The sequence below is a fragment of the Terrimonas pollutisoli genome (genome assembly GCF_029360765.1).
Taxonomy (GTDB): Bacteria; Bacteroidota; Bacteroidia; order Chitinophagales; family Chitinophagaceae; genus Terrimonas_B; species Terrimonas_B pollutisoli.
In genome coordinates this window covers 1-13,658 of record NZ_JARKNA010000016.1, presented here as the reverse complement: position 1 = coordinate 13,658, position 13,658 = coordinate 1, and the positions used below count along the sequence as shown (strand labels likewise).

10 protein-coding genes and 1 pseudogene are annotated in these 13,658 nt (G+C 41.1%); 6 read left to right on the top strand and 5 right to left on the bottom strand.

Features of this window, described 5'->3' with window-relative positions:
• Nucleotides 1-6: 6 nt before the first annotated feature.
• The 4 genes from P2W73_RS20055 to P2W73_RS20040 all read right to left on the bottom strand — a co-directional run bounded on the left by P2W73_RS20055 (nucleotide 7) and on the right by P2W73_RS20040 (nucleotide 6,630).
• Nucleotides 7-2,205 carry a sensor histidine kinase gene (locus tag P2W73_RS20055; RefSeq protein ID WP_276503883.1) on the bottom strand — a complete coding sequence of 733 codons (2,199 nt, stop codon included), beginning with the start codon at nucleotides 2,203-2,205 and terminating at the stop codon, nucleotides 7-9.
• Between the two features lie 211 nt (nucleotides 2,206-2,416).
• Nucleotides 2,417-2,797: a response regulator gene (locus P2W73_RS20050; protein WP_276503882.1), complete on the bottom strand. Its 381-nt coding sequence runs from the start codon at nucleotides 2,795-2,797 to the stop codon at nucleotides 2,417-2,419.
• A 119-nt stretch (nucleotides 2,798-2,916) separates the two neighbouring features.
• Complete coding sequence (locus P2W73_RS20045; protein WP_276503881.1) at nucleotides 2,917-3,546, bottom strand: response regulator; 630 nt, start codon at nucleotides 3,544-3,546, stop codon at nucleotides 2,917-2,919.
• Between the two features lie 15 nt (nucleotides 3,547-3,561).
• Nucleotides 3,562-6,630: a PAS domain S-box protein gene (locus tag P2W73_RS20040; protein WP_276503880.1), complete on the bottom strand. Its 3,069-nt coding sequence runs from the start codon at nucleotides 6,628-6,630 to the stop codon at nucleotides 3,562-3,564.
• Nucleotides 6,631-7,196: 566 nt separating this feature from the next.
• Here P2W73_RS20040 and P2W73_RS20035 point away from each other — a divergent pair.
• The 6 genes from P2W73_RS20035 to P2W73_RS20010 all read left to right on the top strand — a co-directional run bounded on the left by P2W73_RS20035 (nucleotide 7,197) and on the right by P2W73_RS20010 (nucleotide 13,340).
• Nucleotides 7,197-8,621 (top strand): MATE family efflux transporter, encoded by a 1,425-nt coding sequence (locus tag P2W73_RS20035; protein WP_276503879.1) that lies wholly within the window; start codon nucleotides 7,197-7,199, stop codon nucleotides 8,619-8,621.
• 183 nt (nucleotides 8,622-8,804) lie between these two features.
• On the top strand, nucleotides 8,805-9,542 hold the full coding sequence (locus P2W73_RS20030; protein WP_276503878.1) for a murein L,D-transpeptidase catalytic domain family protein: 738 nt from the start codon (nucleotides 8,805-8,807) through the stop codon (nucleotides 9,540-9,542).
• 150 nt (nucleotides 9,543-9,692) lie between these two features.
• Nucleotides 9,693-10,724 carry a radical SAM/SPASM domain-containing protein gene (locus P2W73_RS20025; protein ID WP_276503877.1) on the top strand — a complete coding sequence of 344 codons (1,032 nt, stop codon included), beginning with the start codon at nucleotides 9,693-9,695 and terminating at the stop codon, nucleotides 10,722-10,724.
• 39 nt (nucleotides 10,725-10,763) lie between these two features.
• On the top strand, nucleotides 10,764-11,264 hold the full coding sequence (locus P2W73_RS20020; RefSeq protein WP_276503876.1) for a DinB family protein: 501 nt from the start codon (nucleotides 10,764-10,766) through the stop codon (nucleotides 11,262-11,264).
• A 318-nt stretch (nucleotides 11,265-11,582) separates the two neighbouring features.
• A complete protein-coding gene (locus P2W73_RS20015; protein ID WP_276503875.1) occupies nucleotides 11,583-12,038 on the top strand; it encodes a MarR family winged helix-turn-helix transcriptional regulator in 456 nt (151 codons plus the stop codon).
• 84 nt (nucleotides 12,039-12,122) lie between these two features.
• Nucleotides 12,123-13,340: a glycoside hydrolase family 10-like protein gene (locus tag P2W73_RS20010; RefSeq protein WP_276503874.1), complete on the top strand. Its 1,218-nt coding sequence runs from the start codon at nucleotides 12,123-12,125 to the stop codon at nucleotides 13,338-13,340.
• 207 nt (nucleotides 13,341-13,547) lie between these two features.
• Here P2W73_RS20010 and P2W73_RS20005 read toward each other — a convergent pair.
• Nucleotides 13,548-13,658, bottom strand: a pseudogene (locus P2W73_RS20005) (IS982 family transposase); the annotation flags it as partial.

Below are 13,658 nucleotides of genomic sequence, written 5' to 3'. Positions count from 1 at the left end.
TTTGTTTTATTTCACCGGTATGGTTACAGCCAGCGTACAACCCTTGCCAATAGCAGATGTAACATCAACGGTTCCATTATAAAACTGGGTTCGTTCATGGATATTAGCCAATCCTATTCCTTGCCGTGTTTGGTGCGGATCAAATCCCCTTCCATTATCGGTTATAGTAAGAACAACGGCATCGTTTATTGTTTGCAACGAGACCTGGGTAGTGGTTGCATTACTATGCTGGATGATATTCTTAAGCTGTTCCTGCAAAATGCGGTATAGTGTTATTTTTTTGCTTCCGGATAATAAGGTATCGTCAACATTGTGGGTAAAACTGATTTTTAACGCCCCGGTCAATTGAAGATCGTCGATCATTGTGTTAATGGTATCGGTAAGCTTTCCTTCTTTCAACTGCGGGGTGACCAACTCCTTGGACAGTTTACGAATTTCTTCAATTGCCAGTTGCAGGTATTCAATGCTTTTTTGCTTTAGTTGTTTTTGTTCGGCATTAGAGGGAACTACGCCGTCAAAAAATAGTTTAACCGTTGATAATATCTGGTTGACATTATCATGCAGTTCATGGCCAATACGTGTCCTTTCCTTCTCCTGCATCTTGATAATGGTCTCCGATATTTCCTTTTGCTTTTGCATTTGCACATTAGCCAGTTCATTTTCCAGCTCTTTCAGGGAAGAAACATCTTGTAAAGAGCCAATCATTTTTACCGGCAACCCATTTTCGTATACCACAAAACCTTTATCCTCCACATGCTTGTAGCTGCCATCGGCGCACTTGAACCTATATTCATCATGCCAGGATTGCTGGAAGTTTTCAGTTGCTTCCTTTATCTTATCGGCCAGGCGGTTGCGATCTTCCGGATGTATTCGGCGAAGCCACCATGAAAGACCCCTGGAGTTGTCAAGTTGATAGCCGATCATTTCCATCAACGCCTCGTTACGGAATATTTGACCCGTCTGCATATCCCATTCCCAAATAGCATCCGAAGTAGCACGGCTGAGGTTTAACAGTCGTTCATGTGCTTCTTTCAAATCCTTTTCCAGTTTGCTTTTGTCAGGCAAATTAATAGCGTGACCACCTACTAACTTGCTTTTACCGGTAACAGAGCAAATGGGAAAAATATTGATATGAGAAATGGACTGCGTGCCGTCGGCCCATTTAATCTTTTCTGTAGCTTGTACCGGTTTACACGTTTTAAATACTTCCAGGTGTTTTTCGTACAGTGCCCGGTAAACTGAGGGGGGCACTACTTCAGCAATTTTTACATTGATGCAATCCTTTTCTTCGACATCAAAATATTTATAAAAGGCATCGCTGGCAAATTTTATATTCGTTTCCTCGTCAATCACCCACGAAAGTGTCGGTGTTTGTTGGAAGAAAGCGCTGATCATAGCCTGCCCATCCTTTAGCTGGTTGAGCAAGTGACGCTCCGGTGTTATATCTATCAAGTGTGATACTGCATAAAACTGATTGGGGTCTTCTTCATCCGGCAAAGGTTGAGAGTTGAACAAAAGACACCTGTTCTCGCCATTGTGAAGACGGATAATGAGACTTTGTGTTTGAACCTGACCCGTGTGAATAGCTTTGATGAAAGGAGCTTCTGTAAAAGCTACTTTTTTTCCGTTTTCATTTGTTATTTGCCATTCATTGTCCCAAAACCAGGAAATGTTTTTTAGCTGATATAAATTTTCAAGGGTTGTGTTGAAAATGGCTGCGGCTTTTTGATTGGCAGCAATCAATTCGCCATTACTATCATGAAAAATGACACCACTGAGCCCTTCAACAATTTGCTGGGAATTGTTTTGTACTAAATCTTTGAACCTCTTTAATCTTTCATCGTCTACGATTGTATACCCGGCACAGAAATATTTTTTTTCATTTCCCCCGTTTTGAAGCCTTATCAATTTCCATTTCATTGGTTGGTAATGGCCGTTCTTCACATATAGTTCAATAGCTACCGGGTCATTATCTTCCGGGATTGAAATCAGCGTTTTTTTTAGGTCGCCGACATTGGCGGGGTGTACCAGGTCAAAAAAATTAATGGCAGATTGGCGGGGGTCATTCAGTTCAAGCTTTCTAACCATCCTGGCATTGGCACAGGAAATTTCCCCTTCTTCATTGATTAACGTCAGGAATAAATCGGCCTGAGATGGGTGGTTGCCGATAAGACGTCTCAAAGTGGTCCAGCATGCTTTTTTCATTAGGGATATTTTATTCAACCTTGGTTTTCATGAATATTTCAAACGCATTGTCTGGATAAGGAACTTCAACTACGAATTGTGGCAAATGTAATGAAGTAAAAAGCTAAAACTAAGTAATCGTATTATTATTGTTAGTTTATCAAATCATTGCTGTTTTGTAGATAAACAACTACAAAAAAACGCTTAATTAACCCTTAGCAAATGCTGTTGTTCAGTCGTTTTTTTTTTCCGGCCCGAGTATAACACGGATTGATTTGATAAGGTCGCCTGGTAACCCATCCTTGCTAATAAAATCTTCGGCCCCTGCTTTGATTAACCTGGTTGCATATTGATCAGCCGGGTAAGTACTAAGGATGAGTACCGGCAATTTTTTCTTCACTGCTTTTATTTTCTTAAGCGCAACAAGGCCACCGCCACCTGGCATAGCAAGGTCGGAGATTACAAGGTCCCATTCCTCATGCAAGACTTTTTCAAGAAGAGACGGAGTGTTTGATACTTCTTCTACATACACACCCGGAAATTCTTCTTCTACTATTTTTTTTAAAGCCTGCATGACGACAGGGTGATCGTCAGCAATAATTATCCTCAACATAACGTGGCAGGTGTTGGATTAGCAGAAATTCAACCTGCTGCAAAATAGATTTTTGGGTCCATGCCGCTTGTAGCCTTGATTTTTTAAATAATGTAGAGTTTATACTACATGCAAAATGTTTAAATGAGTTTTTTCTCGAGGGCATACCGTGTAAGATCCGCATTGGATTTGATTCCCATTTTTTCCAGGATTCTTGACCTGTAGGTACTTACTGTGGTTGTGCTGAGTGATAGCTGGCTGGCAATCTCGGATACAGACTTGCCTGACGCTATTAATTTAAATACATCAAACTCCCTGTCCGATAGCAATTCATGCGGCTGTTTGTTATTTGTATTGTGAAAGGCTTCGGCCAGGCGCTCGGCAATTGTCGGCGTAATAAACTTTTTGCCCAGCTTGACGGTTTGTATGGCTTTGATCACATTATCGTGAATGCTTTCTTTTTCGAGGTAGCCGGAAGCTCCGGCTTTTAATACCCGCAAAGCATACTGCTCTTCGGGATACATGCTCATTATAAGCACTGGCAGGTTAGGTGATACTTGTTTTATTTGGCCCAGGGCATCCAGTCCGCTACGGCCAGGCATGTTCATATCGCAAATGACAATATCCCAACCATTGCTGATAATCTCTTTTAAAAGATCCTCTGTATCCGACACTTCGCCAATTACAGCAGAGGGGTATTCCTCCAGCAATAATTGTTTTAATCCACGTCGGACTATGGCATGATCGTCTGCAATTAGAATTTTTAGCATAGTGAGGTTTTGTTTTTACAGGTCGGCGTCGGGCAATGGAACAGCAACCGTTACGGTAGTTCCCTCACCAATTATGCCGGAAATGTTATATTGACCACCCATCATTAGGGTTCTTTCTTTCATTCCCAGTAAGCCCAGTGTTTTCTTTACGGTACCCGATTCATCAAACCCTTTTCCATTGTCATGCACTGTCAATACTAACTCCTTATCCCTTTGCTGCAGGCTCACCTTTACTTTTTTCGCTCCGGAATGCCTGGCAACATTTGTCAATGACTCCTGAAAAATACGGAAAAGTCCTATTTTAAGTGCATCAGGCAGAGGTTGTTCTATTTCCAGCAATGAACTTTCTGTTTCAATACCCGATCGTCGTTCAAATTCTTCCAGGTGCCATTCCATTGCTGCAAGCAAGCCAAGATCATCCAATAAAGTGGGCCGGAGTTCTGAAGCTATCCGTCTTACTGATTTTACGGTAGAATCAATGAGTCCTAGTATTTCCGCCAATTTTTCCTTTGCAGCCGCATTCTCCGGCTCTATCCTCTTATTTAACCAGGATACATCCATTTTCAAAACGGTCAGCAATTGCCCCAATTCATCATGAATTTCACGGGAGATATGGAGCCGCTCTTCTTCTCTTACATTTTGAAGGTGTCCGGTGAGTTTTCTGATCGATTCATAAGACTCCTTTAGCTTTTGTTCGGCAATATGTTTTTCTGTGATATCATTCGCCAACACGAGTCTTGTTTGTTGTCCCTTATAATAAAAGTCATGAGTATAAATATCGACATAAATGATCGTTCCGTCTTTTTTTAAATGTCGCCAAACACCTGCATGATAAATACCCCTGAATGAAGTATTGGTACTTGCTTTAAAACGTTCGACATCTTCTTTGGGCCGAAAATCAGCCATGGACAGGTTTAAAAATTCTTCTTTAGTATATCCATATTTCAATAAGGCCACATTATTAACGTCAACGACATTGTAATCCGGTAAACTTAGCATCCACATCGAAAGCGGGTTATTCTCAAACAGGAACTTATATTTTTGTTCAGAGGAAATTAATTCTTCTTCAGCCCTCTTTCGTTCGGCAATATCAATTCCATTACCCAACAGGCAGGGCTTGCCTTCAAAATTTATCAATACTGCTTTAAAATAGTAGGGTATTCTTCGTCCATCTTTCGTTAAAAAACTTGCCTCTGCATCGTTGATGCCTTCCAGGAAAACACTTTCTATTCTTTGCACTATATAGGCTTTCGATTCTTCACCAAAAAAGTCAGTGGGGTGCATGTTTTCTATTTCTTTCGACGTATATCCTGTCACTCTTTCAAACTCCCTGTTCCAGCGTATGAATCTTCCGTTTGCATCAAAGAAATAAAATACACCGGGAAGGCTTCCGATCAGTTTTTCCGCCAGGTCCCTCGCCTTATTAACTTCCGTTTCTGCTTTTTTCTGTTCAGAAATATCCCGGATAAAAATCGACAACCCATTCGGTGAAGGATAAATATAGTTGGCTTGCCACAAATTTAAAGGCGCATAATAATCGGTATTGGCAACATAAGTTTGCTCCGTCATTGCTTTTATAAAAGCATGGTAAGTTTCAGAGCCAACTGTCAGCGGAAATTCTTCCCATACATTTTTTCCAATAAGCGAGGCCGGATCACGGTGAATGAGTTCACCCGCTTTTTCATTGACGTAGGTATAATTAAAATTTTTATCCAATGCAATGAACCCGTCGGTGATCCGTTCAAAAATATCAGTGAGCTCATTGGTTTTTTCTTCTACCTGGCGGGATAGTTCTTCATTAAAAGTCTTTAACCTGTTTTCTATTTCTTTTTTCTCAGTAATATCTCTCACAAAGCCAATAAAAAACCGTTTTCCTTCCAGCAATAGGGGTGAGATGCGTAAAGAAACATCGATGCTTTCCCGGTTTTTTTTTATTGCCCAGAGGTCAATTGTCTTTCCAATTATCCGGCTCTCGCCGGTCTGTAAAAAACGTTCTAACCCCTTTTTGTGTGCTTCCCTGAACTCTTCCGGTATTATTAACTCTGCCAGCAGTCTGCCTCTTGTTTCTTCTTCCTTCCAACCCAAAAGATGCTCAGCTTCAGGATTCCACTTGGTGATAATTCCCTTACTATCCATCACGATTACGGCATCGGGAGCGCTGTGAAAAATGGCTTGTATATGTTGCTCACTATCCCGCAATGCATTTTCAGTTTGTTTGCGGAGCAGATCTCTTTTATTTAGCAGGTAGGCATTATACCAGATTATAGCCACAAAAATAAAAATGATGCTTAAAGAGTAAAGAGCAGTTCCGAATTCATTATTATAGATCCCCTTCCAATATCCCTGCAAATGCAATAAACCTAATACCGCAGGAATGATGATGGCCGCTGGTATCAATACTCTTGCCAGGACACTTCCGACCAGGCTGCTGGTAAACTCTTTCATTACTCCCTTGTCCGCATCTGCAAAAAGAACCGATAGTGAAAAAAGAAAAAAACACAAAGCAGTGGACGGAGCCATGGAGATGTGAACAAGAAAACTGGTTGAAGTATCTACATTATATAATCGGCCCAACAGCGAAAGCATCCCAATAAATGCCACGATGAGAACAAGGTAATGCGAAGTTCTTTGCTGTAAACCTGCTTCATATTTGAACAGGATTAGTGAAATACCCGCCAGTAAAAAACAAAAAGCAGTATTGGGAGCCATTTGGTTTACCAAGCCACGCCCCCTTTGCTCAGCTAGTTTATCGGCATACAATACCGTGTCAAGTTGCCAATCGAAATTGAAAAGAAAACCACCAAACTCTGAAACTCCTATAATCAAAACAAGTATGGTTAATACAAAAGCAGTTTTGTTGTGAGAAGATCGGAGAAATAAAAACACAGCTATGCTGGTCATTAAAAATCCAACTGCGGTCAATGGGTTCATGGAGGTTGGGGGCAGTCCCATCTGTCTTAATCCGGTAATATCAAATTGCCACCCTATCAACACCAGCAAAGCAATAACCCCCACGGTGATGATCAGGTACTTTGACCAACTCCTGAATTTTTGCTGTAACACTGTATCAATGGGTAACTTCATACCAATACTTACTTCTTCTTATAGAATTAGGATTTTGAAGCATCAAAGCCGGCTAGTCTACCGTGTTGAATGTTTTGCGCATGCCCCGGCTAATCCCTCAAATGCTACAATTCAAAGTACCAAGAACCTGGTTATCCGATAGATCACAAACACTTTTCTTTCAATGAAGTACTAATCAGAATATTAAATTTAATGAAAAACAAATCTTCAAATCATCTGTCGTAAAAATAAATGCAATTCTGTCGAATACTTATTAGGAAAAACACCTATTCTGCATTATTATAAAATCAGTCAAGTTGATTTCCGGCTCTTTATCCTTCAAAATTTCAATTTCCTCTGTTTATTTTTTATTGTTTTTGGCCGGAGGGAACCTGGATGTTTCATCTGTTTATTTTTTGCCGGTGAGAGTAAAATCTTATTTTTGATTTCCAGTCAAGCATACGAATATGAAAATGTGTTAAGGTTCGCCCCCATTGTAAATCAGAACCTGCCTTTTTTTCGGACAATAAACTAAAAGCAACAACCCGTTGCTGTATTTCATTTCATCTTAATACAAAGAATTTATCATGTCGGAGTCAATGATTTCAACGAATAAGATTTCGTCCTTTTATGTATTGTTGAAGCAAGCTATACGGGGAGACGAGATGGATTACACCACTGGCAGCATTCGCAAAGCGGTATTCATGCTGGCCATACCTATGATGCTGGAAATGTCGATGGAATCGGTGTTTGCAGTAGTTGACCTTTATTTTGTAGGACACCTGGAAGACAGCAGTCATGCTATACAGGTAGTAGGGTTAACCGAATCAGTATTGACAATTATCTATTCCCTGGCCATAGGAATGAGTATGGCCGCCACTGCCGTAGTAGCACGGCGGGTGGGAGAAAAAAATACCGATGCGGCTGCCCATGCAGGCGTGCAGGCAATCTTAGTAGCTATTGCCATTACCATTGTTATCAGCATTCTTGGATTGGTATATGCAACAAACATTCTCGAAATAATGGGCGCCTCACCTGAAGCTGCGATAAAAGGGACTCCTTTTATCCGCATCATGATGGGAGGCAGTGTAGTAATTATGCTGCTGTTTTTGATCAATGGTATCTTTCGTGGGGCTGGTAATGCAGCAATAGCCATGAGAAGTTTGTGGCTGGCCAACATTTGTAATATCATCCTGTGTCCGCTTTTCATCAATGGCCTTGGACCTATCCCGGCCTTTGGCTTAACAGGGGCAGCCATTGCTACCACAACCGGCAGGAGCATCGGTGTTTTCTATCAGCTGTTTCATTTATTGAAGGGGAGTGGCCTGCTGAAAATAAAAACAGAACATTGGAAGATAGATTGGCCGGTGATCCAGTCATTAACCAGGATCGCCGCACCCGGTATTCTCCAATTTGTTATTGCTTCGTGCAGCTGGATATTCCTGGCGAGATTAGTGGCGCTGACAGGCAATGACGAAGGATCGGCGGGTTATCAAACCGCAATACGCCTGATGTTATTCTTTATACTGCCAGCATGGGGACTGAGCAACGCCGCGGCTACTTTAGTGGGTCAAAATTTAGGGGCAAAAGAATTGCAACGGGCTGAATTATCGGTGATGAAAACAATCCGCTACAATACCATTTTTATGGCGATTGTGACAGTATTCTTTTTCATCTGTAGCGACTGGCTCGTTTCTTTTTTCACCAATGACCCCGAAGTACAGCAAATCGCCGGTGTTGCCTTACGAATCATTACTTCCGGTTATATCTTTTATGGTATTGGAATGGTCATGATGAATACATTCAATGGTGCAGGAGATACCTGGACACCTACAATAGTCAATCTCTGTGGATTCTGGCTCTTCCAAATCCCGCTTGCTTATTTATTGGCTAAACATTTTGAAATGGGAGCCCCCGGTGTTTTTATTGCAATACCCGTAGCCGAAACTGCCATAACTATTGCTTCTTATATTTTATTCCGAAAAGGTAATTGGAAGAAAGTAAAAGTGTAGTGACATATTAATAAAATACTTGTTACCCTGAATGGTAGCAAGTATTTTTTCTTTGAGCGGAATCAAATCACTGCGTAATAATGCTCAATCTGTCATGAAACAATACTTTATTGCTTTCAATTCTTAAAAGCCGATACTAATTTTGACCTCAATAGCGTTTGGTATTTTGAAATCCGTACCCTCTTGAAAAACCCTGTAACAATATCGATTTGTTGCCTGTTATTTGCATTGTTCAGTCTCTCCTGGCTGGGCTTACCCAAAAATAATAGTGTTGAAAATGTGCCGGTAACTTCTGGTCTGCCTGTGGGTTTAAAGCTGCCGGCAGATGAGATAGTATCTTTATACCTGTTACTCAACTTACATGAAATGGGCTTGTCGCAGCCGGTATTTGAGTATGCATACAAGGGCTACAACTACCTGGTAAAGAAAAAAATCATCAGTAAACAGAATTATCTCACTATTTGTGATTTTAGCCAATCTTCTAACAGCAAAAGACTTTATGTGGTGGATTTGGCAAAAAAGGAAGTGTTGTTAAATACCTATGTCGCTCACGGACGAAATTCAGGTGGAGAGTATGCTACCCGTTTTTCAAATAAGCTAAGGTCATTGCAAAGTAGCCTCGGATTCTATATTACACAAAACACTTATTACGGGGAGCATGGTCTTTCACTGCGTATGAAGGGGCTTGAAACAGGTTATAATGATAAAGCGGTCCGCAGGCGGATCGTTATTCATGGAGCCGATTATATTGGTGATGACTGGCTAAATCAAAACCCGTACATGGGACGTAGCTATGGGTGTCCCGCTATTCCAAGAAAAGAAAGCAACTACCTGATCAATACGATCAAAAACGGAAGTTGTCTCTTTATATACCATCCTTCCAAACGATATATGAAAGAATCGAAAATATTAAACGGCTGATTGGACACAGAACAAGGATGGATGATAACAAAAGGCCCGCCTCACCCTATGGTCGGGCCTCTTTGTTTACACCTTGAAAACAAAGGTTAACTAACTCGTGGGATAATTTCTTTTAATCTTCTACGGCCTCCCGGCTTACCTTTACAAATCATGTCCCGCATCAATCGACACGATACGATTAATCTTTTATCTAAACTAAGTTTTCGCCGTGCCTGGAATGGGATAAAAGTGCTGAGTAGCTTCTACCTGAGCAAATGGACCAGGAAACCTATACAATGGGGATACCCGGTTTCCATTTCTTTTGAGCCCACCACTTCCTGCAATCTTCGCTGTCCCGAATGTCCCAGCGGACTAGGAGCCTTTACAAGGCCGACAGGCATGTTACAAAAAGATTTTTTTAGCGAAACAATTGATCAGCTTTACAAAGATCTTTTGTACCTGGTTTTTTATTTCCAGGGTGAGCCCTACCTGAATCCTTCTTTCCTGGATATGGTAAAATATGCTTCATCAAAAAAAATATATACCGCCACTTCAACCAATGCGCATTATTTAACTGATGCCAATGCCAAACGAACTATTGAAAGCGGCCTTGATCGCCTGATTATTTCAATAGATGGCACTACGCAGGACACATACCAGCAATACCGGGTGGGTGGTAAATTGGAAAAAGTGCTGGAAGGTGCCCGTAATATTGTAAAATGGAAAAAAAAATTAAAAAGCAAAACCCCTTTTGTTGTTTTCCAATTCCTGGTAGTACGACATAATGAGCACCAGATCGAAGAGGTAAAAAAAATGGCAAAGGAAATTGGCGTAGATGATGTGTGGTTTAAAACAGCACAGGTTTATGATTATGAAAACGATCCCAACAACCTGATCCCAACCATTGATAAATACAGCCGCTACAGGAAAACGGCTGCAGGAACTGAGTTTAAAGGAAATCTTTCCAATCAATGCTGGCGCCTTTGGCATGACCCCGTGATAACCTGGGATGGATTGGTCGCACCTTGCTGCTTTGATAAAGATGCGCAACACAAACTTGGGAACCTGAAAGAAAAATCATTCAAAGAGATCTGGAAAAACGGTGAATACACTAAATTCAGATCGCAGATATTGAAGGGCAGAAAGAATATCGATATATGTGCCAATTGTTCAGAAGGCACAAAGGTCTGGAGCAATGATTAGTACGGTTTGACAACAAGCAGACATTAAACCAATCCCAATATGCAAATTCCATCCTCTGTTTCCACCCGCCTGCAATACCAGCACAAATCACTATTAGATATCCTGGACGGCTTATCCGATGAACAAATAAGAAGACAAGTGCAGCCGGGCAAATGGTCCATCTTTGAAAATATTGTACACCTGCAAACCTACCAGCACACATTTATTACCCGGGTACAAAAAATTCTTGAAGAAGATAATCCAAACTTTTCAGCATATACGGCAGAAGCCGATCCGCTGTTTCCTGATAATTGTACTAAAACAAGCAGGGAAATAATACAGGATTTACTTTCGACCCGCAAAGAGATGGCTGCAGGCATACTTTCCTTCAAGGAAACAGATTTTGTCAAAACGGCTAATCATCCTGCTTATGGCAAGATGAGCTTGTTAATGTGGTTAAATTTTTTCCTGTTGCATGAAGCGCATCACCTTTTTACCATCTTTAAACTGGGTGGGATGCTGAAAAAGGAAAATCCAGAACCCTACCAGCGTTTCATTTGATTATAGAGGCCGGTATAAAAGGATATAAAACCTTCATAAAAACTCCTGATGGACTCAACAATTAATTTCATGCTGTAAGATTGGAACTGTGTGATAATTTGCTTGTGATACAAAGAAAGTTCATTTCCTTTCATGAAAAATTTCTGTGTTTCCGGATTTTATACACAGGTGTGAAAAAAGGCCAAATAAACGATGCAAGAAATTAATTTGATGTTGAAACATTAACTTTGCGCTAATTATCGAGCCCGGTGAAAACAAAAATGCTGCTGACAGGGAACGTTTTAAACTATTCTATTTTTATTAAACAATCCTTTTGCAATGGGTATAGATCATGACATTCACCAATCGAAGTTCCGCAATGAATACCAACGGGCAGGAGTGAACCTGTTGTTCACTTATGGTTGGGTAATGGAAAGGACGAAAGAGCTTTTTGCCTCCGAGGATATTACACCGCAGCAGTTTAATATCCTTCGCATCTTGCGCGGCAGCCATCCGCAGCCGTTATCCACTTTGCAGATAAGAGAGCGAATGCTGGATAAAATGAGTGATACCAGCCGCATTGTTGATCGCTTAATTGCAAAAGGGCTCCTGAAAAAAGGTACCTGCAAAACTGACCGCCGTCTGGTAGATGTAATGATCACCGATAAGGGAAAAAAACTGCTGGAACGTTTGGATGAACGCCAGGACGAATTGGATAAAATCGTAGGCAATCTGACCGAAGAAGAAGCTGCTACACTCAGTAAACTACTGGATAAAATAAGAGGTTCGGAATAAGCGTTAAAGCAACAATAGTTTTTTTATAATTTGATTAACCCTTATTGAGTTAATTTCACCGCTTTATTTATTATTTGCTGAACTATGAGGTTATTGCTTTCTACCCTTGCTTGTTTTTTCGCTTTTTCTGTTTTTGCACAACCACAATATGAATTTCGCGGCGTATGGATCGCCACTGTTGATAATATCGATTGGCCCTCAAAAGGTGTGCATACCGTCTATAGCCAAAAGGTGGAATTTATACGCCAGTTAGATCAGCATAAAAAAAACGGGATGAATGCGGTTATCGTGCAGGTTCGTCCCTCAGCCGACGCTTTTTATCCATCGACGCTGGAGCCCTGGAGCCAATGGCTCACCGGCGTTCAGGGTCGTTCGCCTTCGCCCTACTACGATCCGCTGCAGTTTATGATCGAGGAGGCGCATAAAAGAGGAATGGAGTTTCACGCCTGGTTAAATCCTTATCGTGCCAACTTCAACATCAGGTCGGCGTCTATCGCTCCCAACCATATCACCCGCATCCACCCGGAATGGTTCATAACTTATGGTGATAAAAAATATTTTGACCCGGGAAATAAAGAGGCGCAGCAGCATGTAATAGCTGTGGTGAGGGATATTGTAAAAAGATATGCAATTGACGCCATTCATATGGACGATTATTTTTATCCCTACCGCATTCCAGGCAAAGAATTTCCTGATCAAACTTCTTATTGGAGATCGGGAACTAAGCTTTCAAAAGATGATTGGCGCCGGAGCAATGTCGATTCTATTATTAAAAAACTGAACGTTGTAATAAAAGAAGAAAAACCTTACTGCAAATTTGGGATTAGCCCTTTTGGTGTTTGGAGAAATAGTGATAAAGACCCGGAGGGAAGCAATACCAAAGCGGGCCAAACTAATTACGATGATCTTTATGCTGATATATTGCTGTGGCTGGAAAATGGATGGATTGATTATGTAGCGCCGCAGTTGTATTGGGAAATTGGACATAAGCTGGCCGATTATAAAGAACTTATCGACTGGTGGAGCCGCCATAGTTACGGCCGTCATGTGTATATCGGCCATGGCATTTACCGGGCTTATGAAAAAAACGCCGCGTGGAAAAATCCTAATGAATTGCCTAACCAGATCAAATTGCTGAGACAATATCCCGAAGTACAGGGCAGCATTTATTTTAGCAGTAAAAGTTTTGAGCACAATCCCAATGGCTGGAATGACAGCCTGCAGAATAATTATTATAAAAGCGGGGCTTTGATACCTGAGATGGACTGGCTGCCTTCGAAAAGCACAAGTGCCAGGAGATAGCCTTACAGCTATTTTGCATCTTCAGCCGTTCTCAGCAAACAAACCAACAGGGAAAGTGTCAGATTTTTAAAATCACGGCTGTTGCATTGCAGGGCACTGAATAATCAAATTGCTTTCATCGTCACAACCGAAAATCCTCCACTCATAAAATTATCGGGGCCGTAGTGCATTCGGTTTTTGTTCCAGGTAATTAATTCAAGTTGCTAGTTAAAGGGTGAGCTTATTCAGGGTAAAAGCCAGAATAAACATCACCAGTTTTAGCAGGAACCCCTTAAAGGTCACTGCATGTATTTTTCTTAAAAACAACGCCTTTATTTC